Origin of the sequence: Propionicimonas sp., from assembly GCF_049840635.1 — a bacterium.
Classification (GTDB): domain Bacteria; phylum Actinomycetota; class Actinomycetes; order Propionibacteriales; family Propionibacteriaceae; genus Propionicimonas.
Genome location: NZ_JASGKL010000005.1, coordinates 294,127 through 316,551, shown reverse-complemented (window position 1 = coordinate 316,551; position 22,425 = coordinate 294,127). Strand labels below are relative to the sequence as shown.

The window sequence follows — 22,425 nt, the reverse complement described above, 5'->3', positions numbered from 1 at the left end:
CTGGGTTTCGGCCTTCGCGCCCAGCCGGATCAGGAGGATCCCCTCGGGCACTTCCGGCCCGGTTGTCGATCTTGGAGACTACGGGCGCGTCAACACGCGCAACACATCGAACCGGCGGAGGTATTCCTCAGCGCGCACAGGCAGGTCGGTTCGGACACGGCGAAGACCCTAACACGGACAGTTGAGGTTTCATCCATCCCTGACCAGTCCGTGGGACGATTCGTCTTGCATCGCTGGACGATGGAGTGGCTCCGGCGGACGGGGCGGATGTCCGCAGGTCCGATAAGCTGGCGGGCGTGCCACCAGCAAGGCTGGGCCAGTGGCGGTGACCCAGCAGACCCCAGCGACCGGCAGCCGGCGCGACTACTGGCGTGCACGCCTCTCCGGCTGGCGTGGCGACATCGGCCGAGCGTGGAGCTATCCCGCCGTCCGCCGCGGCTTCCTCGGCTCGGCCCTGCTGTTCGCCGGATCGCTCACGCCCGCCTACCTGCCCCAGAACAGCCCGTGGTGGGATCCCCTCCGGGCACTGGGACTGGACAACTGGTGGGCCAGGGCGTTCGGAACCGCACTGGTGGTGGCGGCCGTCGCTCTGCTGGTCGAGGCGTGGTTCAAGCTGCGGCCCAGCCTCTACCACGAGGTCAAGCACTGGCCGATCACGCTGCTGTGGAGCCTCCCGCTGCTCCTCGCGCCGCCCATCTTCAGCCATGACGCCTACGCCTATGCCGCTGAGGGCTGGCTGCTCCAGAACGGCCTGAACCCCTACGACAACCCGATCTCGGTCCTTCCGGGTCCCTTCGCCGACCAGGCGGCCTGGCTGTGGCGCTACACCACCGCCATGTACCCGCCGCTCAGCCTGGAGATGTTCCACGGGCTGGTGATCCTCGCCGGGAACGACCCGTACTGGTCGGCGGTGGCGATGCGGATCCCCGCCCTCGCCGGCGTGGCGCTGATCGCCTACTTCGTGCCGAGGCTCGCGCACCGGATCGGCGCCGACGTCCAGATGGCGGCGTGGTTCTCCACGGTGAACCCGCTGGTGATCATCGACCTCGTCGGCGGTGCGCACAACGACGCGCTGATGATGGGGCTGGTCGTGCTCAGCCTGTGGCTGGCGTACCAGGGCAAGTTCTGGTGGGCGGCGATCCTGGTCGGCGTGGCCGCCTGCATCAAGCAGCCCGCGATCCTCGCCTTCTACCCGGTGGCGCTGATCGGCCACCCGTGGCGCACCTTCCGATGGCGGGACACGTCCAGCGCACTGCTTCGCCTGCTGCTGTCCTTCGCCGTGGCCGTCGCGACCTTCGTCGCGATCTCGCTGGCGTCGGGGCTCGGCTTCGGCTGGGTGTGGGCGGCGGACGTCCCCGGCCGCGTGGTCACGCTGGCGCCGTTCACCCTGCTCGGCACGGGACTGCAGTGGGTCCTGACGTTCTTCGGCCAGCCCGACCTCGGCGCGCTCGTCCTGACCGGCACGCGGTACCTCGGACTGCTGCTCACCGCCGTCGGCATCGGCTGGCTCGGGCTCACCGTGGGACGCCGGCGTCCGGTGACGTTCCTCAGCTGGTCCTACCTGATCTTCGCCTTCGGCGGGATCGCGCTGAACAGCTGGTACCTGACCTGGGGCGGGATCCTGCTGCCGCTGACCAAGCCGACCGAGCGGATCGCGGGCACGGCGGTGTCGGTGACGACGGTGTTGCTCGCCTACGAGGCGGGCAACCTGTCCTGGCGCAATGACGCGGTGGCGCTCGGCTTCGCAGGGCTCGCCGTGATCCTGGTGATGCTGTACCAGCACCACCAGGAGCGCGAGAACCACCTCGCCGCCCAGAAGGGGAGCCGATGACGGAGCCGGACCTGCTGGTCGACGTCGTGGCCGGGGTCGGCAGGATCCGGCTGAACCGGCCGCGCCAGCTCAACGCCCTGACCGTCCCGATGATGCGGGCGCTGGCCCGCGTCCTCGACGACTTCGCCGCGGACCCGGACGTGGTGTCGGTGGAGCTGACCGGAGCCGGGGAGCGCGGCCTGTGCGCGGGCGCCGACGTGCGGGCGCTGCGGGAGCGGGCGCTCGGCGGAGGGGACGTCCGGGAGTTCTTCGAGGTCGAGTACGGCGTCGACCTCAGGATCGCGGCGTTCCCCAAGCCCTACCGCGCAGCGATGACCGGGATCACGATGGGTGGGGGGCTGGGCCTGAGCGCGCACGGCTCGCTGCGGGTGGTCGACGCGACCAGCCGGCTGGCGATGCCGGAGACCCAGATCGGGCTCTTCCCCGACGTGTTCATGACGCCGCTGCTGGCCCGGATGCCGGGGGAGATCGGCACCCACCTGGCGCTCACCGGTGCCTCCGTCAACGGCGCGGACGCGCTGCGGCTCGGGCTGGCTGACGAGGCGTCCGGGGAGCTGCCGGACGAGGACCCGCAGCTCGACGGCGGCTGGATCGCCGAGTGCTACGCCGGCGAGGACCCGGCCGCTGTCGTGCAGCGCCTGGAGACCCACTCCGAGCCGGCGGCCCGGGCCGCCGCGGCGGAGATCCGGCGGCGCAGCCCGCTGTCGGTGGCCGTGACGCTGGAGGCGCTGCGTCGTGCCGCGGTGGTCGCGTCCCTGCCCGACCTGTTGCCCCAGGAGCTCACGCTCGCCGTGCGACTCTCCACCGGTCCCGACTTCGCCGAGGGCGTCCGCGCCCAGCTCGTCGACCGCGACCGCAACCCGCACTGGAGCCACGCCAGGATCGAGGACGTGAGCCGCGACGAGGTGCTCACCTGCTTCGTCCCGCTGGACTGAGAGCGCGCCGGATCAGAACGGCCGGGCTCACGCAGTACGCACAATTGCTGCCGCAATTTGCGTCTGACTAGGGCAATCGTCCCCGAACGGGGGACTGTGTGCGCTGTTCCGAACTGCTTTGATGTGGCGCACTGTCCTATTTCACCCAGTGAGGAACTGACTTGAAGAAATTGCGCTGGATCGCCGCGGCACTCATCGCTCTCGTGATGGGCCTGACCGCAGTGGCGTCCGCCCCGACGGCGGCGGCCGTCGGCGAGACCTACACCAAGGTCACGCTCGGCTGCGGCTACGTCGACATCCGCAACATCAGCAGCACGAAGATCGAGATCATGTACGGCGACCCGTCCGCGGATGCGGAGGACGGCACGTTCCTGCTGGCTGCCAAGAAGACCAAGCGCGTCCACACGTCGCGGACGTCGTTCATCTTCCTCGCCCTGGACGCCACGGGGACGACGCTCCTGGAGGGCCCCCAGACGACCTACACGCCGCAGTGCGTGACGGCGAAGACCCCGAAGATCAGCGGCAAGACCCGCGTGGGCGAGACGCTGACGGCGAAGCCGGGAACGTGGGCCCCGGCGGGCGTGACGTTCACCTACCAGTGGTACCGCGGCAGCAAGAAGATCGCTGACGCGACCTCCTCCGACTATGTCCTGACCGCGGCGGACAAGGGCAGGAGGATCAAGGTCAAGGTGACCGGAGCTCTCGACGGCTACCAGTCCGTGACGAAGACCTCGAAGGTCACCGCGAAGGTCAAGATCGGTCACCTCGCCGCGAGCACGCCGGTCGTCGAGGGCTCGGCCACGGTGGGAGCTGCCCTCACCGTCAACCCCGGTACGTGGAGCCCGGAAGGGATCACGTTCACCTACCGCTGGTACCGCTCGGGCCACCTGATCAATGGTGCGAAGGAGTCGTCCTACACGCCGACCACCGCGGACCTGGGCAAGAAGATCTCGGCCAAGGTGACCGGCAGGCTCGCCGGCTTCGAGACGAAGTCGGTGCGCTCCGCCGCGACCTCGGAGGTCCTCCTGCCGGTCTGACCGCAGATCCCACCGATGCGGGGTGGCAGGGACGCGGCTCGCGTCCCTGCCACCCCGGACTCATGACTTTCGAGGGACTCCCTTCGGTCCCACGGCCCTCGACGCGCAACACAGGTGCTCGACGAGATCCCGGGTCAAGCCCGGGATGACAGTGGGCGCCCCAGCGGTTCTTGTCATCCCGGCGAAAGCCGGGATCTCATCGAGGGCCTCCCTTCACGATCCACGGCCACCGTTCCCGTCGAGAGCCCTCGTCCGGGCAAGAGCCCTCGACGTGGACGGTGGCCCTCGACGCGCGGCACAGGTGCTCGATGAGATCCCGGGTCAAGGCCGGGATGACAGTGGGCGCCCCAGCGGTTCTTGTCATCCCGGCGAAAGCCGGGATCTCGTCGAGGGCCTCCTTTCACGATCCACGGCCATGGTTCCCGTCGAGAGCTCTCGTCCGGGCAAGAGCCCTCGACGTAGACGGTGGCCCTCGACGCGCGGCACAGGTGCTCGACGAGATCCCGGGTCAAGCCCGGGATGACAGTGGGCGCCCCAGCGGTTCTTGTCATCCCGGCGAAAGCCGGGATCTCGTCGTGCGCACACCGACGGCCGCCGCGGACCGCCTCGGCACCGGCCCCCTGGCACGCCGCCGCTGATCTGCCTGGACATCGAGGATCTCCGTTCACGATCCACGGCCATGGTTCCCGTCGAGAGCTCTCGTCCGGGCAAGAGCCCTCGACGTAGACGGTGGCCCTCGACGCGCGACACAGGTGCTCGACGAGATCCCGGGTCAAGCCCGGGATGACAGTGGGCGCCCCAGCGGTTCCTGTCATCCCGGCGAAAGCCGGGATCTCATCGAGGGCCTCCTTTCACGATCCACGGCCATGGTTCCCGTCGAGAGCCCTCGTCCGGGCAAGAGCCCTCGACGTGGACGGTGGCCCTCGACGCGCGGCACAGGTGCTCGATGAGATCCCGGGTCAAGCCCGGGATGACAGTGGGTTGGGTGGGGGTTCGGGCAAGCCCGGGATGGCGGTGGGGCGAGGGTCCGGGCAAGCCGGGATGGGGGCGCGGTGGGGGTCCGGGCAAGCCCGGGATCACGGCGCGGTGGGCGTCAGCGGTCGGCGTAGTCGACGACGACGGGGGCGTGGTCGCTCATGCGCGCCTCGTAGGACGCGGCGCGGTCCGTCCCGCCGCTGAGGGCCGCCCGGGCCAGGTCAGGGGTGGCCAGGTGGTAGTCGATCCGCCAGCCGGTGTCGTTGGTGAAGGCGTTGCCCATCCAGCTCCACCACGAGTACGGGCCGTCGGCGTCGGGGTGCAGGCGGCGAACCACGTCCACCAGCGTGCGCGGCCCCAGCACGGAGCCCAGCCACTCCCGCTCCTCGGGCAGGAATCCGACGTTCTTCTGGTTACCCCGCCAGTTCCGCACGTCCTGCCTGGTGTGCGCGATGTTCACGTCCCCCATCACCAGGAACTCCCTGCCGTCGGCCTTCGCGCGCAGGCGCGCGCGGGTGAGGTACGGACGGAACGCGCGCAGGAAGCGCAGCTTGCGCCGGTAGCGGGCCAGTTCCTCGGGGGTGTCGTCGGCGCGGCCGCCTTTCGGCAGGTACAGCGACCCGACCGTGAGCCGCCACCCGCACAGGTCGTAGTCGGCCTCCAGGTAGCGGCCCTCGGCGTCGACCACCGCGCTGCCGAATCCCTCCCGCACCGCGGACGGAGTCGTCCGGCAGAGCAGGGCGACCCCGTTGCGGCCGGCGCGGTCGCCCGGATGGTAGGCGAAGTGGTAGCCGGTGGACGCCTCCAGTGGGACGAGGTCGGCCGGCGAGCGGACCTCCTGCAGCGCGACCAGATCGGGTGCCCGCTCGACGAGCCAGTCGGCGAACCCGCGGCGCACGGCGGCGCGGATGCCGTTCACGTTGACGGTGGCGATCCGCATCAGCAGTTGCGCCCCCGTGCCGCGATCGGCCACGTGCCGCCGTCGGCGAGGTGGTAGGTGTCGGCAAGGTTCACCGCGTTGCAGACGTGATTGGGGACGAGGAGGACCTGCGTGCCCAGCCCGGGCAGCGCGTCCGGCCACTCGATCGTGGAGTGGTGCTCGCTGAGCGCGACGATTCGGGCGTCCGGCACGGCGAGGACGCGGCCGTAACCGCTCGCCCACGGTGCCCGGTCGGCACCCAGAGCCTTGCTACCCGCGTCGGTCACGACCCGGCCGCCGGCGTGGGAGACCACGGTCGCTGCGACGGTCAGCGCGACGCCCTCGAAGCCGATGGTGCCCAGCTCGACCTGCTGGGCGTCCCCCAACGCGTACACGCCCGGACGCAACTCGGTGAGGACGCCCGGTTCGACGAACTCCGCCGAGGGGGTGGAGCCGCCGCTCAGCACCTGCGCAGGCACACCGGACGCCGCCATCGCCTCGCCGGCGGTCGCCAGCGCCGTGCCCTCGTCGGTGGCGGCCGGGCTGCGTCCGTCGGGCGCGTAGCTGTGGCCCGGGAAGGTGAACGCGCCGCGCACGGCGAGCCCGAGGTCCGCGATCCGGACCGCCAGGTCGCCGGCCGACGCAGGAGCGACCCCGGTGCGGTGGTGGCCGGAGTCGACCTCGACGAGCACCTCCACGGGCAGCCCGGCCAGGTTCGTTGCGGCCTCGGCGGAGTCGCAGCCCACCGCGAGCCGCACGCCGCGGTCACCGAGCGTCCGCAGTCGGTCGGCGGCGTCCGCGTCCACCCACAGCGGGTAGGCGATGAACAGGTCGTCGAAGCCGGCCCCGGCGAACACCTCGGCCTCACCGATCGTGGCCACGGTGAGACCGACGGCCCCCGCGTCGACCTGGAGCCGGGCGACCTGCGGGCACTTGTGGGTCTTGGCGTGCGGCCGCAGGCTGACGCCCAGTGCCGCGGCCGCGTCCGCCATCGCGCGGATGTTGCGGGTGAGGACCGCGTCGTCGAGCCTCAGGAAGGGTGTGCTGCCCACTCCCGGCTACCGGTAGTTGTCGAACTGGACCGCGAACTCGTAGTCGGCGTCGCGGACCAGCTTCTGGACGACCTGGAGGTCGTCGCGCTTCTTCGAGAACACGCGCAGGTCATCGCCCTGCACCTGGGTGCGGACGCCCTTGGGCCCCTCGTCTCGGATCAGCTTGGAGATCTTCTGGGCGTTCTCGCGGCTGATGCCCTGGCGCAGGGTCACGGTGAGCTTCCAGATCTTGCCGCTCAGCCGCGGTTCGCCGGTGTCCAGCGACTTCAGGTCGACCTTGCGCCGCACGAGCATGGTCTGGAAGACGTCGAGGACGGCCTTGACCCGCTCCTCGCCGTTCGCCTCCATCTCGATCGCGTCGCCGGAGGCGCGGATGGACGCGTCCGTCCCCTTGAAGTCGAAGCGCGTGCGCACCTCCTTGGCCGCCATGTTCAGGGCGTTGTCGACCTCCTGGCGGTCCACCTTGCTGACGATGTCGAACGAGCTCTCTCCGGCCATTGCGCACTCCTGCCTCGGTGATGCGTCCATGCCACCAGATCGGACGCAGGGCCGCAAACGCTCGGTCGGTTCGTTCGCGACTTTCGGCACCGAATCCGGCTCGGGAGCAGCGCTTCCGGCGAGAGATGCGGAGTTCGGCCCCTTTCGTCACCAGTCAGGCGAAGTGCTGCGGGGCCGAAAGTCGCAACCTTCACCAGGGGCGGCCGTGGAGAGCCTCATTCGGTGCCGAAAGCCGCGATCAGGGTGACCGTCGGGGTCGGGCCTCGCCGATTCGTCGGGCACCGTCCGCTTTGCTACAGTGTCGGGGCACGGCAGGTTGCCCGAGTGGCCAAAGGGAGCGGTCTGTAAAACCGTCGGCTAAGCCTACGTAGGTTCGAACCCTACACCTGCCACGCAGCATCACCCCTCGTCAGACATTGTTCCGGCGGGGGGTGATGTGCTGTCCGGGACCGCCCGTGCCACCCACGTGCCAGAGCCGTTCCTGTCCCGGCGGACGGACGCTGCCCCGGGTCGGCCACGGCTGCCCTAGGGTCCCGAACATGCCACCCGCGACGCACCTGTGGGCCTTCTTGGCGGTGTCGCTCGTCCTCATCCTCGTGCCGGGTCCGAGCGTGCTGTTCGTGGTGAGTCGGGCGGTCGCGATGGGACGGGGCGCGTCCGTCCGGACCGCCCTCGGCAACGCCGTCGGCGCTCTGGTGCTCGTGGTGGGCGTCTCGCTCGGGCTCGGTGCGCTGCTGTCGGTGGCCAGCGTCAGCTACGAGGTCGTCCGGTACGCGGGGGCGGCCTACCTGGTCTACCTCGGCGTGCAGGCCATCCGGCACCGCCGCGAACTCGCGCTGCCCACCCGAGAGCGCTCCGTCCGCCGGGTCTGGGTGGAGGGCTTCGTCGTCGGGCTGACGAACCCGAAGACGGCAGTGTTCTTCGCCGCCGTGCTCCCACAGTTCATCGACCCCGCGCAGCCCGCGACGCCGCAACTCCTCGTGCTCGGTGCGCTCTTCGTCGCGCTGGCCGCCGTCTGCGACTCGGCGTGGGGCCTCGCCGCGGGCACGGCGCGGAACTGGTTCGCCGCGTCCCCGCGCCGGCTGCACCGGCTGAGCGCCGTCGGCGGGGGAGGGATGATCGCCCTCGGCCTGCGGACGGCGATCAGCCGGTGACGCTCAGCGTCCGGTCATCGTCGTGACGTCGAGCGCCTTCTCCAGCTGCTCCTCGGTGATCTCGCCGCGCTCGACGTAGCCGAGGTCGCGGACCGCGTCCGCCACGGTCAGGTTCGCCTTCACCGAGTGCTTGGCGATCTTGGCCGCGGCCTCGTACCCGATGATCCGGTTCAGCGGGGTGACGATGGACGGGGACGACTCCGCCAACTGGCGACACCGTTCCACGTTCGCGACCAGGCCGTCCACGCAGCGTGCGGCGAGCAGCCGGGACACGTTGCCGACCAGCGTGATCGACTCGAGCAGGTTGCGGGCCATCACCGGCAGCATCACGAGCAGGTCGAAGTTGCCCTGGGCACCGGCGAAGGCGATCGCCGCGTCGTTGCCGATCACCTGCGCGGCGACCTGGACGGTCGCCTCCGGCAGCACCGGGTTCACCTTGCCCGGCATGATCGAGGAGCCCGGCTGCAGGTCGGGCAGCGCGAGTTCGCCGAGTCCGGTCCGCGGGCCCGAACCCATCCAGCGCAGGTCGTTGGCGATCTTCACCAGCGACACCGCGACCGTCCGGACCGCGCCGGAGGTCTCGACCAGGGAGTCCTGCGCGGCCTGCGCCTCGAAGTGGTTGTGCGCCTCGACCAGCGGCAGCCCGGTGTGCTCTGCGACCAGCTGGATCACCCGCGCGGAGAACCCGGGCGGGGTGTTGATGCCGGTGCCGACCGCCGTCCCGCCCAGCGGCAGTTCGCACAGGCGGGGCAGCGCGGCCTTCACCCGATCGATGCCGTAGCGCACCTGGGTGGCGTAGCCGGAGAACTCCTGGCCGAGCGTGATCGGCGTCGCGTCCATCAGGTGCGTGCGGCCGGACTTCACGATGTCGGCGAACTCGGTCGCCTTGGCCTCCAGCGCGGTCGCCAACGTGTCGAGACCCGGTAGCAGCTCATCGGTGACGGCCTGCACGGCGGCGATGTGGATCGAGGAGGGGAACACGTCGTTGGACGACTGCGACGCGTTCACGTGGTCGTTCGGGTGCACCTTCTCGCCCAGGTGGCGGGACGCGAGCGTCGCGACCACCTCGTTGGTGTTCATGTTGGACGAGGTCCCCGACCCGGTCTGGAAGACGTCGATCGGGAACTGGTTGTCGTGCTCGCCCGCGATCACCTCGTCCGCCGCGGCCACGATCGCGTCCGCGGTTGGCTGCGGCAGCACGCCCAACTCAGCGTTGGCGATCGCCGCGGCGCGCTTGATCTGGCCGAGCGCCGCGATGTGGTGGCTGGACAGCCCCCGTCCCGAGATCGGGAAGTTCTCCACCGCCCGCTGGGTCTGCGCGGCGTACAGGGCGTCGGCCGGGACCCGGACCTCACCCATGGTGTCGTGCTCGATACGGAATTCGGTCATCGTCGGCTCCCTTCGTCGCTTTCCACCCTAGAGAAGGCGCCACCGGTCCACCACAAGGTGGACGGTTTGTCGTGAGTTCGCCGCAGAGCGGTCCACCTTGTGCCGCCGCCGCGTCCCCTCCACGACAAGGTGGACGCATCGTCGCGACTTCGCCGCAGAGGGGTCCACCTTGTGATGGACGCCGCCGCGCCGCCGAGGCACGGAGCGGCACGGCAGGAACCGTCCCCAGCGTGCCGCCGCACCATCCGTCCACGACAGGGTGGACGGTTTGTCGTGAGTTCGCCGCAGAAGCGTCCACCTTGTGGTGGACGCCGCCGCTCCGCCCGGGCACGAATGCGGCACGGCAGGAACCGTCCCCAGCGTGCCGGGGCGAGGAGGGGACTGCCTAGAGTGGCGTCCATGGCGCCCACCATGGCCGAGCTGGCCGACAGCATCCTGCTGGCGGCGGACGCGATCCCCGCCGGCACCGTGAGCACCTACGGCGACATCGCCCGCATCGTCGGCTGCGGACCGCGGCTCGTGGCTCGCGTGCTGGCCACCCGTGGCGGCGAGACCTGCTGGTGGCGGGTCGTCCGCGCCGACGGCACGATCGCCGCGCACCTCGTCGCGGAAGGGTCCCGGAGGCTCGCGGAGGAGGGCGTCCCCACCCGTTCCGGGCGGGTCGAGCTCGCGCGCTTCCGCGCCGGCCTGGACTGATCCCGCTCCCGGACGGGCTCCGCGCCGCGCGGGGCGCCGCCGATTTGGGTGGCACGGTGGTCGTGAGGTAGTGTCAACCCCCGTCCGGCCCCTATAGCTCAGTCGGCAGAGCGTCTCCATGGTAAGGAGAAGGTCTGCGGTTCGATTCCGCATGGGGGCTCTGTGTTCGGATGGACGGAATTACCGCCCGTCCCCCAGGCAACTGGAAGTCCGAACGGGGGCGGGATAGCTCAGGCGGTAGAGCAAGCGGCTCATAATCGCTGTGTCGCGGGTTCAAGTCCCGCTCCCGCTACCAATGGTGTGGCTCACGTAGGAAAAGAGGAATCCGATGGCCAAGAAGGCAGCCGACATCCGGCCCAAGATCACCTTGGCGTGCACGCAGTGCAAGGAGCGGAACTACATCACCAAGAAGAACCGCCGCAACGATCCCGACCGCCTCGAGCTGAAGAAGTTCTGCCCGAAGTGCCACGCGCACACCGCGCACCGCGAGACCCGCTGACCGGTTCTTCCTGCCAGGCCGCCCACGGACGTGGGCGGCTTTGCTGCGTCTGAGCCCGTGACACTCGCGGCCCGGCCGAGGTCACGGACGCCGGGCTGCCGTTAGCCTGTGCTCATGCCGATCAGCGAAGAGCACATCGGGCGCACCTATCCGGCCACCGCGCCGTACGAGGTGGGTCGCGCCAAGATCTCCGAGTTCGCCGCCGCACTGGGGGACGCCGACAACCCTGCCTACTCCGGCACCGACCCCGTCGCGCCGCCGACGTTCGCCGTCGTGCTCGCCTCGGCCGCGTGGGGAGCGATGTTCGACGACCCCGAGCTCGGGCTGAGCCTGAGCCGCACCGTCCACGTCGACCAGAGGTTCGCCTGGACGCGTCCGCTGCGTGCCGGGGACGAGGTCACCGCCACCCTGACGATCGAGAAGGTGCGCGCTCGCGGCACCACGGCGATCATCGGTATCGCGGTGGCCCTGTCCACCACCGACGGGGAGGCGCTCTGCACGGCGAGCTCCACCCTCATGCACACGAGCGAGGAGGACGCGGCATGAGCACGCTGGTAGCCGAGGTCGGGCAGGTCCTGCCCGGGTTCTCCCGGACGCTCACGCGCGCCGACCTCGTCCGGTACGCCGGCGCGTCCGGCGACTTCAACCCGATCCACTGGTCGGACGCGGCCGCGGCGGCGCTCGGCCTGCCGGACGTGATCGCCCACGGGATGCTCACCATGGGCACGGCCCTGCGGGTGGTCACCGACTGGGCCGGCGACCCTGCCCGCGTCCTCAGCTATTCGGTGCGGTTCACGAAACCGGTGGTCGTCCCGGCGGACGGAGGCGCCGTGGTCGAGTTCGGCGGCACCGTCACGAAGGTCGCCGATGGCGTGGCGACGGTCAGCATCGAGGCCACCTGCGGCGAGACGAAGGTGCTCGGCGCCGCGGTGGCGGAGGTCGATCTTGGCTGAACTCCTCGCCGACCACACCACGCTGAGGGTGGGCGGCCCGGCGACGACCTGGCTCGCCCCGGAGACCGAGGCGGACCTGATCGACGTCGTCCGCTCCGCGGACGAGCGGGGGGAGCCGCTGCTCATCCTGGGGGGCGGCTCGAACGTGGTCGTCTCCGACGCGGGGTTCGACGGCACCGTGGTGCACACCGGGGGCCTGCGCGGCATCCACACCGACGACGTCGCGGCCTGCTCGGGTGCCTTCCTGAGCGTGGCGGCCGGCGAGCCGTGGGACGGTTTCGTGGCGGCGACGGTCGCCGCCCGGCAGGTCGGCATCGAGGCGCTCTCGGGGATCCCTGGCCTGGTCGGTGCGACGCCGATCCAGAACGTCGGCGCCTACGGGCAGGAGGTCGCCCAGTCGATCGCCCGCGTCCGCGTGTTCGACCGGCACCAGAAGGTCGTCGTGACCCGGTTCGCCGTCGACTGCCACTTCGGCTACCGGTGGTCGCTCTTCAAGGCCGTCCCCGACCGGTTCGTGGTGCTCTCGGTCAGCTTCCAGTTCCGGCTGGGCACGTTGTCCATGCCGGTGCGGTACGCCGAACTGGCCCGCAGCCTCGGCATCGAGCCGGGGGAGCGGGCACCCATGACCGACGTCCGTGAGGCCGTCCTGGCGCTGCGGCGCAGCAAGGGCATGGTGCTGGACGCGGATGACCGCGACACCTGGAGCGCGGGCAGCTTCTTCACCAACCCTGTGGTCGAGACAGCGGTCGCGGACCGGCTGCCGGCCGATGCGCCGCGCTACCCGCAGCCCGACGGCAGGGTGAAGACCAGCGCCGCCTGGCTGATCGAGCACGCCGGGTTCAGTCGGGGTTACGGCTCGGGCCTGGCCCGGCTGTCCGGCAAGCACACCCTCGCCATCACCAACCGCGGCGGGGCCCGCGCTGCGGACGTGGTCGCACTGGCCGGCGAGGTCCGCGACGGGGTCGAGCGGGCCTACGGGATCCGGCTGGAGCCGGAGCCCGTGCTGGTGGGGACCTCACTGCCGGTTGCCTAGACTGGCGGTCGGCCCGACCGAGGAGGAAGAAGCACCCGTGAGCATCCTGACGAACGTCCCCCTGGCACCCCGCGACCCGATCCTCGGCCTGACCGAGGCGTTCGTGGCCGACACCAGGCCGGGGAAGGTGAACCTCGGCGTCGGGGTGTACCTGGGTGAGGACGGGAAGGTCCCGCTGCTGGGGTGCGTCCGGGCGGCGGAGGCGAAGCTCGCCGAGAACCCGGCTCCCCGCGGTTACCTCCCGATCGACGGCCTGCCCGCCTACACGAAGGCCGTCCGGGACCTCGTGTTCGGCGCGGACGCGTCCGCCGTGGCCGACGGTCGGGTCGTCACCGTGCAGGCTCTGGGCGGCACGGGCGCGCTGAAGATCGGCGCGGAGTTCCTCAAGCGCACCGATGCGCTACCGACCGTCCTCATCTCCGACCCGTCGTGGGAGAACCACGAGGCGCTGTTCAGCCGCGCCGGCTTCGACGTCCGCCCGTACCGCTACTACGCGCCCGCCAAGGGCGGCGTCGACGTGGAGGGCATGCTCGCCGACCTGACCTCGGCAGCGCCGGGAACGGTCGTCGTCCTGCACGCCTGCTGCCACAACCCCACCGGGTACGACCTCACCGACGAGAACTGGGCCGAGGTCGCCCGGGTCGTCGCGGAGGCCGGGCTGGTGCCGTTCCTCGACATGGCCTACCAGGGCTTCGCCGAGGGCATCGCCGCCGACGGCGCGGTGGTCGGACGCTTCGCGGCGCTCGGGATCCCCGTGCTGGTCGCGTCCTCCTTCTCGAAGAGCTTCAGCCTCTACGGCGAGCGGGTCGGCGGCCTCAGCGTCGTCGCGGCGGACGCGGACGAGGCCGCGCGGGTGCTCTCCCAGCTCAAGGTCACGATCCGCACCACGTACTCCAACCCGCCCACCCATGGTGCGGCGGTCGTCGCCTCCGTGCTCGCGGACCCCGACCTGCGCGCGCAGTGGGAGGCCGAACTCGAGGCCATGCGGCTGCGGATCCGCGCGATGCGGGTCGCGCTCGTGGACGCGCTCGCCGGCGCGGGGGCGTCCACCGATTTCGGCTTCATCGCCCGCCAGGTCGGCATGTTCAGCTACACCGGCCTGTCCGCGGCGCAGATGCAGGCGCTGCGCGCCGACCACGCCGTCTACGGGACCGACGCCGGACGCATCTGCGTGGCGGCGCTGAACCCGGGCAACGTCGAGCGGGTGGCCGCGGCGATCGCCGCCGTCCTGTAGGGGCCCGGATTCGACCGCCGCCCGCGGTCGCGGGTCGGACGGACGGCGTCCGGTTGGCGCGGGGGTTGCCCGGGAATCTAGGCTTCGAAGAATGACCCGGACGTTGTTCGTCACCACAGCCCTGCCCTACGCCAACGCGCCCTTCCACATCGGCCACATGATGGAGTACATCCAGGCCGACATCTGGGTCCGCTACCAGCGGATGTGTGGCGCGGAGGTGTACTTCGTCGGGGCCGACGACGCCCACGGCGCCCCGATCATGATCGCCGCGGAGAAGGCAGGGCTCACACCGCAGGAGTTCGTCGGCGGCATCGCGTCCGGCCGCAAGGCCTACCTGGACGGCTTCGGTATCTCCTTCGACAACTGGCACTCGACCGACAGCCCGGAGAACACCGCGCTCGCGCAGTCGATCTACCTCGCCCTGAAGGACAACGGGCTGATCGACACCCATGTCGTCGAGCAGTTCTACGACCCCGTCAAGACCATGTTCCTGCCCGACCGCTACATCAAGGGCGAGTGCCCCAGGTGCGGCGCCGCCGACCAGTACGGCGACTCCTGCGAGGTGTGCGGCAGCGTCTACGCGCCCACCGACCTGAAGAACCCGTACTCGGCGCTGTCCGGTGCGGTCCCCGAACTGCGCTCCAGCGAGCACTTCTTCTTCCGGCTGTCCGACCCGCGCTGCGTCGCCTTCCTCGAGGAGTGGACGCAGGACGGCCGGCTGCAGCCCGAGGTCGCCAACAAGGTGAAGGAGTGGTTCGTCCGCGACGAGCAGGGCAACCCCGGCCTGTCCGACTGGGACATCTCCCGGGACGCGCCGTACTTCGGCATCGAGATCCCCGGCGCCCCCGGCAAGTACTTCTATGTCTGGCTGGACGCGCCGATCGGCTACCTGGCCTCGCTGGTCAACCTCTTCGCCAAGCGCGGTGAGGACGTGGACGCGTTCCTCGCCCGTCCCGAGGTCGAGCAGATCCACTTCATCGGCAAGGACATCGTGTACTTCCACACGCTGTTCTGGCCGGCGATGCTGAAGTTCTCCGGCCGCAAGGTGCCCGACAACGTCTTCGTGCACGGCTTCATCACCGTGAGCGAGGAGAAAATGAGCAAGAGCCGCGGCACCGGCATCAGCCCGCTGCGCTACCTCGAACTCGGGCTCAACCCGGACTGGCTGCGCTACTACATCGCGGCCAAGCTGAACTCGCACGTCGAGGACCTCGACTTCACCCCCGACGACTTCGTCACCCGCGTGAACGCCGACCTGGTCGGCAAGTACGTGAACATCGCCAGCCGCATGGCCGGCTTCCTGACCAAGCGGTTCGACGGCCGGCTGGCCGCCGACCTCGGCGACGACGGACGCGCGCTGCTCGCTCACCTGCACGGCAGGGTGGACACGATCGCTGAGCTCTACGAGACCAGGGAGTTCGGCAAGGCGCTGCGCGAGGTGATGGCGCTCGCCGACCGGGTGAACGAGTACGTCGAGCGGCACAAGCCGTGGGAACTGGCCAAGGCGGAGGGCGGCGAGGCCGAGTTGCACCAGGCGTGCAGCACCGGCATCGAGGGGTTCCGCGTCCTCAGCGTCCTGCTGGCGCCGGTCGTGCCTGCGGTCGCCTCGAGCGTCGCTGCCTTCCTCGACGTCCCGGAGTTCACCTGGCAGGACGCGACCCGTCCGCTCGGTGAGCACGTGATCGGCCACTACTCCCACCTCATGCAGCGGGTCGACCCGGCGCTGATGGCCGCGCTGTTCGAACCCGCGCCCGCAGCGGCGGAGGAACCGGCCGAGGCCGCCCAGGCCGCCGACGCCGGCTCCGACGAGCCGCCGGGCGGGGAGGAGATCGGCGAGGAGATCACGATCGACGACTTCGCCCGCGTGGACCTCCGGGTGGCCCGGATCGTCGCGGCGGAGGCGGTCGAGGGCGCGAAGAAGCTGCTCCGGCTCACGCTGGACGCGGGGGAGGGGCGGACCCGGCAGGTGTTCTCCGGGATCGCAGCCACGCACGACCCGGAGGCCCTCGTCGGCCGCCTGACCGTGCTCGTGGCGAACCTCGCGCCGCGCACGATGCGCTTCGGCGTGAGCGAGGGCATGGTCCTCGCCGCGGCCCACGGCGACGAGAAGACGCATCCGGGAATCTTCCTGCTGGAGCCGGATGCGGGGGCGTCCCCGGGCCTGCGCGTGCGCTGAGCCCGGTTCGACTTCCCCCGCCGGTTCCACGTACAATCCTGTACTTGGTGACCATCACCTGCTCGGCCATGCCCACAGGCATGGGTGGGTGGCGTGGGCACCGAAGGGCAATAGCTCAATTGGCAGAGCAGCGGTCTCCAAAACCGCAGGTTGGGGGTTCAAGTCCCTCTTGCCCTGCTGGACAGCCGTCACACCGACGACCGGCCAGCACCACCCGAAGTAGCGACGAGTAAGGACGGCCCCGTGGCGGACGAACCGGAGTTGGCAGACGCCGACGTCCCCAGCGACCCCACCGCCGATGAGCTCGACCTGGAGGCCATGGGCCTGGAGGATGTCGAGCTGACCGAGGAGGAGCAGGTCGCCATGGCGGCCGCCAGCGCCCGTCCCGTGCGGAAGGCGGCTGCCGGCTCCGGCGAGTCGGCCGCGACGACCGGCAAGGGCAGGGCCACCCCCAAGCAACACCGCGCCCGGCCCGGCGAGGAGCACCGGCGGACCACCCCGGCCCAGTTCGTCCGGGAGTCGGTGGCGGAACTGAAGAAGGTCGTCTGGCCGACCGGAAGCCAGCTGCAGCAGTACTTCGTCGTCGTGCTGGTGTTCGTGCTGATCATGATCGGCATCGTCGCGGCGCTCGACCTCGGGTTCGGCTGGCTGATGCTCAAGGCCCTGGGCTGACCGACGAGGAAGTGAGTAGGCATTTGACTGAGAACAACGCGCCCTCCGACGACTTCGGCACGCCCGTGTCGGACGACTTCGAGATCGACCTCGGCGTCCCCGAGGCCCCGGCCGAGGACGACATCGAGCTGAACCTCGACTTCGGCGGTCCCCTGGAGGCCGAGGCCGACGACCTGCTGCTCAACCTCGGTGAGGACGAGCCCGAACCCGAGCCCGAGCCGGTCGTCCCCGACGCCGACGAGGAGGCCGTGCTGGAGGAACTGCGCCAGCAGCTGCGCAGCCAGGTGGGGGACTGGTACGTCATCCACACCTACTCCGGCATGGAGAACCGGGTGAAGCAGAACCTGGACAACCGGGTGAAGACGCTCGGGATGGAGGACTACATCTACGAGGCCGTGGTGCCCACCGAAGAGGTCATCGAGACCCGCAACGGTGCGCGCAAGTCCGTCACGCGGACGGTGCTCCCCGGGTACGTCCTGGTCCGGATGGACCTCACGGACGCGTCCTGGGCGGCCGTGCGGCACACGCCGTCGGTGACGGGCTTCGTCGCCCACGCCAACGCGCCGGTGCCGCTCAGCCTCGACGAGGTCGAGAAGATGCTCGCCCCGGCGGCCCTCGCCCGGGCCGCGGCCGCGAGCAGCGGCAGCAAGCCGAGGAACAGGAAGATCGAGATCGCCGATTTCAAGGTCGGGGACTCGGTCATGGTGGTCCAGGGCCCCTTCGCAGGGGTGCACGCGACCATCACCGAGATCAATGCGAACAGCCAGCGACTCAAGGCGCTGGTCGAGATCCTCGGCCGGGAGACCCCGGTCGACCTGACCCTCGGCCAGATCCAGAAGGTCTAGCGACGCGCATGGCCGCCGACCACCGTGGTCGGCGGTGCGGAAGAAGAACCAACGAGAAGGACCCAACCAACAATGCCTCCCAAGAAGAAAGTGGCCGCCATCGTCAAGGTGGCCCTGAACGCGGGCGCAGCCACCCCTGCCCCGCCGGTCGGCACCGCGCTCGGCCCGCACGGCGTGAACATCATGGAGTTCTGCAAGCGGTACAACGCCGAGACCGAGGCCATGCGTGGCACGATCATCCCGGTCGAGATCACGATCTACGAGGACCGCACCTTCACCTTCATCACGAAGACCCCGCCGGCCGCGGAACTGATCAAGAAGGCCGCCGGACTGAAGAGTGGCTCCGCGCGTCCGCACAAGGACAAGGTGGGCTCGCTCACCGCCGACCAGGTGCGTGAGATCGCCACCACCAAGCTCCCGGACCTCAATGCCAACGACATCGAGGCCGCCATGAAGATCGTCGCCGGCACCGCCCGCTCCATGGGCGTCACCGTCGAGTCCTGATCCTCACCTGAACAACAACAGTGGGAGGGCCCGCGCGGCCCGCACCACGCCTGGCACCGGGCCCATGCGAGGGCCTGGACGAACAAGGAGACCAGCATGAAGCGCAGCAAGGCCTATCGGGCCGCGAGCGAGAACGTCGACGAGACCCAGCTGTACAGCCCCGAGGCTGCCCTGGGCATCGTCAAGAAGAACGCCTCGGCGAAGTTCGACGAGACGGTGGAGGTCGCCCTCCGCCTCGGCGTCGACCCCCGCAAGGCCGACCAGATGGTGCGTGGCACCGTGAACCTCCCCAACGGCACCGGCAAGACGGCAAGGGTCCTCGTCTTCGCCACCGGTGAGAAGGCCAACGATGCGATCGCGGCGGGCGCCGACGAGGTGGGCGCGGACGAGCTCATCGACAAGATCGCGGGCGGCTACCTCGACTTCGACGCGGTCGTCGCCACGCCCGACCTGATGGGCAAGGTCGGCCGGCTCGGTCGCGTCCTCGGCCCGCGGGGTCTGATGCCCAACCCGAAGACCGGCACCGTGACGATGGACGTGGCGAAGGCCGTGTCGGACATCAAGGGCGGCAAGATCGAGTTCCGTGTCGACCGGCACGCGAACCTCCACTTCATCGTCGGCAAGGCGTCCTTCACCGAGCAGCAGCTGGTGGAGAACTACTTCGCGGCGTTCGACGAGGTCATGCGCCTCAAGCCGAGCGCGTCGAAGGGCCGCTACGTGAAGAAGGCGACGATCGCCTCGACGATGGGCCCGGGTGTCCCGGTCGACCCGACCAAGGTGAAGCCGACCGCCGAGTAGTCCTTCCAGACCGCAGAACGCCTCCGTTCTGCATCGGGTGCCCCGCCCCGCAGTGGGGAAGCCCGGTGCGGACGGGGGCGTTTCGCTGTTCGGCGGCGCCGATTTGGTTGCGGGCGCGGCGTACCGGTAGCCTTGGTGGTACCGAAGACCGCTGGTTCTCGTCCTGGTTCGCCAGGCAAGGCAAATCCCGCGCAGGTGAAACCTGAATCGCTCGCACGAGTTGTTCGCCCTGGTTGCCTGTGCACCAGGGCTTTTCCTTTTCCCGGCTGTCAACGGTGACACATCAGATGTGGGAAGGAGAACCATGGCGAGGCCGGACAAGGCAGCCGACGTCGCGGAGCTGACTGAGGCTTTCAGCAACTCTGCGGCTGCTGTGCTGACCGAGTACCGCGGACTCACCGTCAAGGACCTGAAGGCACTGCGCCGGTCCCTGGGTGAGGACGCCACCTACGCCGTGACGAAGAACACGCTGACCATGATCGCCGCCCGCGAAGCGGGCATCGAGGGACTCGACGACAAGCTCGCCGGCCCGACCGCGATCGCCTTCATCCGCGGTGACGTTGCCACCGTGGCGAAGGGTCTGCGCGACTTCGCCAAGGCGAACCCGCTGCTGGTGATCAAGGGCGGTGTCATGGACGGTCGCGTCCTCGACGCCGATTCGGTCAAGAAGCTGGCCGATCTCGAGTCCCGCGAGGTCCTGCTCGCGAAGCTCGCCGGTGCGATGAACGGCAACCTGGCCAAGGCTGTGGGGCTCTTCGCCGCACCGCTGTCCCAGGCCGCTCGCGCCCTGGCCGCCCTGACGTCCCAGAAGCAGGCCGGGGATGACGCCCCGGCAACCGATGCAGCGCCCGCTGCTGAGGCCACCACCGACGCGGCTGACGCTGCATCAGAGTAAGAAGAAGAGAAAGGACGCCGAAAATGGCGAAGCTCACTACTGACGAGCTCCTTGACGCCTTCAAGGAGATGACCCTGATCGAGCTCTCCGAGTTCGTGAAGCTGTTCGAGGACACCTTCGGTGTTACCGCTGCCGCTCCGGTGGCCGTGGCCGCCGCGGCTCCCGCCGCGGGTGGCGGCGACGCCGCTGCCGAGGAGGTCGAGGAGTCCTCCGAGGTCGACGTGATCCTCGAGTCCGCCGGCGACAAGAAGATCCAGGTCATCAAGGAGGTGCGCGCGCTCACCAACCTCGGCCTGAAGGAGGCCAAGGACCTGGTCGAGGCCGCTCCGAAGGTCGTCCTGGAGAAGGTTGCGCGCGACGCGGCTGCCAAGGCCAAGGAGGCCCTCGAGGCCGCCGGCGCCTCGGTCAGCGTCAAGTGACCAGCTGACACCAGCCGAAAGGGCGGTGGCGATCTGCGGATCGCCACCGCCCTTTCGCATGCCCGGGGCAGGGAGGGCGACGCGGACCCCTCAGCTCTTCACAGCCGGGGGAGCGGTGGCTCGGCGACGTTCCGGACGCGTGTGCTCCCGAAAGGCGGCCTTGCTCCCCAAATTCGGGGAGCAAGGCCGCCTTTCGGGAGCAAGCCGGACGCGTGGGGCGCGCGGGACAGGCGGGGACGGTGCGGATGCGAGAGCTGAGGACACGAGAAAGGCGGCGGTCCCGGTGGGACCGCCGCCTTTCTGACTCGACTGGGGGTGGCTCGTGTGTGTTCGCGAAGGGGCTACTTCCCGAAAGGCCAGGTGCCCTGACCGCCCGCGACGGTGATCCCGCCGAGGGACTGAGTGGTGATGACGCTGACCGGAAGCACGGCGAGGGTGCCTGCAACGGCGGCGGTGGCGATAATCCTGCGAACGATGGTCATGGTCCCCGGGGCCTCTCTTGGTTTGACTGGCTCTGACTGAGAACGTAGCTGCTACTTGACTAGCTTGTCAATATTTGACAGAGTTTTCGAAGAATCGAAGATGGGAGGACGAGTGGACACGTCCAGCTCGGTGCAGTTCGGTACGTTGCTGCGCGAGGCGCGGCGACGCAAGGGGCTTTCCCAGGCCGAACTCGGCGGTGACAAGTACTCAGGTAGCTACATCTCCCACATCGAGAGCGGCCGGCGGGTCGCCACTCCCGAGGTGATCGAGTTCCTCTCTCGCCGACTGGGCGTCTCGCCGCTGGAGTGGGGGGTTTCGCCGGCGGCCGATCCCAGTCAACTGGTGATGGGCAACACGATCGAGGACCTGCTGGTCGCGGAACGGGCCTGGTCAGAACACGACTGGGCCGCCGCCATTCAGCATTCGGCGCAGGCTGCCGCGATCGCGGAGGCCTCCGGGGATGAGGGTCGCTACTGGGAAGCGCAGTACGTGCAGGCGCAGGCAAGGTTCTCGTCGGGAGACTTCGGCGGCGCCGCCTCGCTCGCTGAGCAACTCTCCGAGCACACGACAGCTCAACGCTTCGCCATCGCTAGGGCTCAGGCACTCAGCCTCGCGTCCGTGGCCAACCGCGCGTCTGATCGTCTCGGCTGGGCTGTGGCGTTCGGTGCGCGCGCGGTGGAAGCCGCCTCTGCGGCACCCCCCATCATCCTCGCTGAGGCACTGATGGCCCTTGTCAGCAGCATGACGGAGGCCGGGCACTCGTTCGAGGAGAGTCGCCCCTACCTGGATCGACTCTCGACGTTGGCGCCTCGTCTGACCTCCGACCACTCCCGAGGCACGATCGCCTGGACACTCGGAACGGCGTACTTCTTCGGCAACGAGATCGAGAACGGGCTGAGGCACCACGACCTGGCCAAGCGACTCCTCGATCCCCGCCGCGACCTGCGCCTGTGGCTGCGCTTCAACAGCTCGGCCGCGCATTGGCGTCTCAACGCCAACATCACGGATGGGGTGGACGAACTGATCCAGACGGCGTCACTGGGCCTTCAGATTCTCGGCAACAACTACGACGTCGTCGAGGTCAGGCAGGTCAAGGCGTTGTATGCGCTCCGTACGGGCTCGCCGAAGGAGGCGGCCCGTCTGATGACTGAGGTGTTGGATGACCCGATTCTGGGTGGCGACGGGATGGGGCGGGGGAACAGCGAACTCATCCTCGGCCACGCGTTCAACGCCATGGGCAACGCCGCCGCGGCACACAAGCGCTACGAGCAGGCTGCGCTCCAGTTCGAGGTCGAGGGGCGTCTGCGGGCGGCCGTGAACGCCTGGCGTCGAAGCGTTGGTCAAGAAGTCTCAGGAACTTTCTTGACTCAGGGTTGACAAGTCCCCGTCAAGTCTGATGGAATCTTCTTGTCGGCGCCCCCCCTAATG

At 69.6% G+C, this 22,425-nt stretch carries 23 protein-coding genes and 4 tRNA genes; 22 read left to right on the top strand and 5 right to left on the bottom strand.

From position 1 onward, the window contains the following. Positions 1–319 precede the first annotated feature (319 nt). The 3 genes from mptB to QM779_RS07545 all read left to right on the top strand — a co-directional run bounded on the left by mptB (position 320) and on the right by QM779_RS07545 (position 3,803). On the top strand, positions 320–1,831 hold the full coding sequence (gene mptB / locus QM779_RS07555; protein WP_428533808.1) for a polyprenol phosphomannose-dependent alpha 1,6 mannosyltransferase MptB: 1,512 nt from the start codon (positions 320–322) through the stop codon (positions 1,829–1,831). Continuing rightward, positions 1,828–2,766 carry an enoyl-CoA hydratase/isomerase family protein gene (locus QM779_RS07550; protein WP_428533806.1) on the top strand — a complete coding sequence of 313 codons (939 nt, stop codon included), beginning with the start codon at positions 1,828–1,830 and terminating at the stop codon, positions 2,764–2,766. Before mptB ends, QM779_RS07550 begins: the two co-directional genes overlap by 4 nt. A 161-nt stretch (positions 2,767–2,927) precedes the next feature. Further along, entirely contained in the window at positions 2,928–3,803 is an 876-nt protein-coding gene (locus QM779_RS07545; RefSeq protein WP_428533804.1) for a hypothetical protein, read from the top strand. Between the two features lie 1,093 nt (positions 3,804–4,896). On the opposite strand, the gene QM779_RS07540 is transcribed toward QM779_RS07545, so the two are convergent. The 3 genes from QM779_RS07540 to QM779_RS07530 are packed head-to-tail and all read right to left on the bottom strand — an operon-like array spanning position 4,897 to position 7,247. Continuing rightward, on the bottom strand, positions 4,897–5,718 hold the full coding sequence (locus QM779_RS07540) for an exodeoxyribonuclease III (RefSeq protein ID WP_428533802.1): 822 nt from the start codon (positions 5,716–5,718) through the stop codon (positions 4,897–4,899). Then, on the bottom strand, positions 5,718–6,749 hold the full coding sequence (locus tag QM779_RS07535) for an alanine racemase (protein ID WP_428533800.1): 1,032 nt from the start codon (positions 6,747–6,749) through the stop codon (positions 5,718–5,720). The genes QM779_RS07540 and QM779_RS07535 overlap by 1 nt, the downstream gene beginning before the upstream one ends. Positions 6,750–6,755: 6 nt before the next feature. Beyond that, a complete protein-coding gene (locus QM779_RS07530; protein ID WP_428533798.1) occupies positions 6,756–7,247 on the bottom strand; it encodes a YajQ family cyclic di-GMP-binding protein in 492 nt (163 codons plus the stop codon). A gap of 310 nt (positions 7,248–7,557) precedes the next feature. On the opposite strand from QM779_RS07530, the gene QM779_RS07525 reads away from it, so the two are divergent. Then, positions 7,558–7,639: transfer RNA gene (locus QM779_RS07525), tRNA-Tyr, on the top strand. A gap of 147 nt (positions 7,640–7,786) precedes the next feature. Further along, positions 7,787–8,401 carry a LysE family translocator gene (locus tag QM779_RS07520; protein ID WP_428533796.1) on the top strand — a complete coding sequence of 205 codons (615 nt, stop codon included), beginning with the start codon at positions 7,787–7,789 and terminating at the stop codon, positions 8,399–8,401. A gap of 3 nt (positions 8,402–8,404) precedes the next feature. Here QM779_RS07520 and QM779_RS07515 read toward each other — a convergent pair whose 3' ends face one another. Then, a complete protein-coding gene (locus QM779_RS07515) occupies positions 8,405–9,790 on the bottom strand; it encodes a class II fumarate hydratase (protein ID WP_428533794.1) in 1,386 nt (461 codons plus the stop codon). A 399-nt stretch (positions 9,791–10,189) separates the two neighbouring features. Here QM779_RS07515 and QM779_RS07510 point away from each other — a divergent pair, with 399 nt between their 5' ends. The 16 genes from QM779_RS07510 to rplL all read left to right on the top strand — a co-directional run bounded on the left by QM779_RS07510 (position 10,190) and on the right by rplL (position 20,514). Then, entirely contained in the window at positions 10,190–10,486 is a 297-nt protein-coding gene (locus QM779_RS07510; RefSeq protein ID WP_428533792.1) for an MGMT family protein, read from the top strand. An 87-nt stretch (positions 10,487–10,573) separates the two neighbouring features. Then, positions 10,574–10,646 (top strand) — tRNA-Thr (locus tag QM779_RS07505). Positions 10,647–10,705: 59 nt separating this feature from the next. Then, positions 10,706–10,781 (top strand) — tRNA-Met (locus QM779_RS07500). Positions 10,782–10,814: 33 nt separating this feature from the next. Next, positions 10,815–10,985 carry a 50S ribosomal protein L33 gene (gene rpmG / locus QM779_RS07495; RefSeq protein WP_428533790.1) on the top strand — a complete coding sequence of 57 codons (171 nt, stop codon included), beginning with the start codon at positions 10,815–10,817 and terminating at the stop codon, positions 10,983–10,985. Between the two features lie 114 nt (positions 10,986–11,099). Further along, on the top strand, positions 11,100–11,531 hold the full coding sequence (locus QM779_RS07490) for an FAS1-like dehydratase domain-containing protein (RefSeq protein WP_428533788.1): 432 nt from the start codon (positions 11,100–11,102) through the stop codon (positions 11,529–11,531). Beyond that, positions 11,528–11,938 (top strand): MaoC/PaaZ C-terminal domain-containing protein, encoded by a 411-nt coding sequence (locus QM779_RS07485; protein ID WP_428533786.1) that lies wholly within the window; start codon positions 11,528–11,530, stop codon positions 11,936–11,938. Before QM779_RS07490 ends, QM779_RS07485 begins: the two co-directional genes overlap by 4 nt. Next, the gene (locus QM779_RS07480; RefSeq protein WP_428533784.1) at positions 11,931–12,971 is read left to right on the top strand and encodes a UDP-N-acetylmuramate dehydrogenase; all 1,041 of its coding nucleotides are present in this window, start codon (positions 11,931–11,933) and stop codon (positions 12,969–12,971) included. The genes QM779_RS07485 and QM779_RS07480 overlap by 8 nt, the downstream gene beginning before the upstream one ends. Before the next feature lie 37 nt (positions 12,972–13,008). Continuing rightward, entirely contained in the window at positions 13,009–14,205 is a 1,197-nt protein-coding gene (locus tag QM779_RS07475) for an aromatic amino acid transaminase (RefSeq protein ID WP_428533782.1), read from the top strand. Positions 14,206–14,296: 91 nt separating this feature from the next. Beyond that, complete coding sequence (gene metG, locus QM779_RS07470; RefSeq protein WP_428533780.1) at positions 14,297–16,381, top strand: methionine--tRNA ligase; 2,085 nt, start codon at positions 14,297–14,299, stop codon at positions 16,379–16,381. A 104-nt stretch (positions 16,382–16,485) separates the two neighbouring features. Beyond that, positions 16,486–16,558 (top strand) — tRNA-Trp (locus QM779_RS07465). Positions 16,559–16,624: 66 nt separating this feature from the next. Beyond that, complete coding sequence (secE, locus tag QM779_RS07460) at positions 16,625–17,053, top strand: preprotein translocase subunit SecE (RefSeq protein ID WP_428533778.1); 429 nt, start codon at positions 16,625–16,627, stop codon at positions 17,051–17,053. Further along, the gene (gene nusG / locus QM779_RS07455; RefSeq protein ID WP_428538351.1) at positions 17,050–17,898 is read left to right on the top strand and encodes a transcription termination/antitermination protein NusG; all 849 of its coding nucleotides are present in this window, start codon (positions 17,050–17,052) and stop codon (positions 17,896–17,898) included. Before secE ends, nusG begins: the two co-directional genes overlap by 4 nt. A 72-nt stretch (positions 17,899–17,970) precedes the next feature. Beyond that, positions 17,971–18,402: a 50S ribosomal protein L11 gene (gene rplK, locus QM779_RS07450; protein ID WP_415154111.1), complete on the top strand. Its 432-nt coding sequence runs from the start codon at positions 17,971–17,973 to the stop codon at positions 18,400–18,402. A gap of 96 nt (positions 18,403–18,498) precedes the next feature. Then, positions 18,499–19,200: a 50S ribosomal protein L1 gene (rplA, locus tag QM779_RS07445; RefSeq protein ID WP_428533776.1), complete on the top strand. Its 702-nt coding sequence runs from the start codon at positions 18,499–18,501 to the stop codon at positions 19,198–19,200. A gap of 304 nt (positions 19,201–19,504) precedes the next feature. Further along, positions 19,505–20,095, top strand: coding sequence for a 50S ribosomal protein L10 (gene rplJ / locus QM779_RS07440; RefSeq protein WP_428533774.1), 591 nt, complete (start codon positions 19,505–19,507; stop codon positions 20,093–20,095). 23 nt (positions 20,096–20,118) lie between these two features. Continuing rightward, positions 20,119–20,514 carry a 50S ribosomal protein L7/L12 gene (rplL, locus tag QM779_RS07435; RefSeq protein ID WP_428533772.1) on the top strand — a complete coding sequence of 132 codons (396 nt, stop codon included), beginning with the start codon at positions 20,119–20,121 and terminating at the stop codon, positions 20,512–20,514. Between the two features lie 341 nt (positions 20,515–20,855). Here rplL and QM779_RS07430 read toward each other — a convergent pair whose 3' ends face one another. Beyond that, positions 20,856–20,996 carry a hypothetical protein gene (locus QM779_RS07430; protein ID WP_428533771.1) on the bottom strand — a complete coding sequence of 47 codons (141 nt, stop codon included), beginning with the start codon at positions 20,994–20,996 and terminating at the stop codon, positions 20,856–20,858. Between the two features lie 112 nt (positions 20,997–21,108). Here QM779_RS07430 and QM779_RS07425 point away from each other — a divergent pair, with 112 nt between their 5' ends. Further along, entirely contained in the window at positions 21,109–22,374 is a 1,266-nt protein-coding gene (locus QM779_RS07425) for a helix-turn-helix domain-containing protein (protein WP_428533769.1), read from the top strand. Positions 22,375–22,425: the final 51 nt, after the last annotated feature.

Excerpts from the sequence above, each read along its gene's own strand:
- QM779_RS07550 (WP_428533806.1), top strand. The coding sequence starts at position 1,828 with ATGACGGAGCCGGACCTGCTGGTCGACGTCGTGGCCGGGGTCGGCAGG.
- QM779_RS07540 (WP_428533802.1), bottom strand. The coding sequence starts at position 5,718 with ATGCGGATCGCCACCGTCAACGTGAACGGCATCCGCGCCGCCGTGCGC.
- QM779_RS07530 (WP_428533798.1), bottom strand. The coding sequence starts at position 7,247 with ATGGCCGGAGAGAGCTCGTTCGACATCGTCAGCAAGGTGGACCGCCAG.
- QM779_RS07520 (WP_428533796.1), top strand. The coding sequence starts at position 7,787 with ATGCCACCCGCGACGCACCTGTGGGCCTTCTTGGCGGTGTCGCTCGTC.
- QM779_RS07515 (WP_428533794.1), bottom strand. The coding sequence starts at position 9,790 with ATGACCGAATTCCGTATCGAGCACGACACCATGGGTGAGGTCCGGGTC.
- QM779_RS07510 (WP_428533792.1), top strand. The coding sequence starts at position 10,190 with ATGGCGCCCACCATGGCCGAGCTGGCCGACAGCATCCTGCTGGCGGCG.
- rpmG (WP_428533790.1), top strand. The coding sequence starts at position 10,815 with ATGGCCAAGAAGGCAGCCGACATCCGGCCCAAGATCACCTTGGCGTGC.
- QM779_RS07490 (WP_428533788.1), top strand. The coding sequence starts at position 11,100 with ATGCCGATCAGCGAAGAGCACATCGGGCGCACCTATCCGGCCACCGCG.
- QM779_RS07485 (WP_428533786.1), top strand. The coding sequence starts at position 11,528 with ATGAGCACGCTGGTAGCCGAGGTCGGGCAGGTCCTGCCCGGGTTCTCC.
- metG (WP_428533780.1), top strand. The coding sequence starts at position 14,297 with ATGACCCGGACGTTGTTCGTCACCACAGCCCTGCCCTACGCCAACGCG.
- rplK (WP_415154111.1), top strand. The coding sequence starts at position 17,971 with ATGCCTCCCAAGAAGAAAGTGGCCGCCATCGTCAAGGTGGCCCTGAAC.
- rplA (WP_428533776.1), top strand. The coding sequence starts at position 18,499 with ATGAAGCGCAGCAAGGCCTATCGGGCCGCGAGCGAGAACGTCGACGAG.
- rplJ (WP_428533774.1), top strand. The coding sequence starts at position 19,505 with ATGGCGAGGCCGGACAAGGCAGCCGACGTCGCGGAGCTGACTGAGGCT.
- rplL (WP_428533772.1), top strand. The coding sequence starts at position 20,119 with ATGGCGAAGCTCACTACTGACGAGCTCCTTGACGCCTTCAAGGAGATG.
- QM779_RS07430 (WP_428533771.1), bottom strand. The coding sequence starts at position 20,996 with ATGACCATCGTTCGCAGGATTATCGCCACCGCCGCCGTTGCAGGCACC.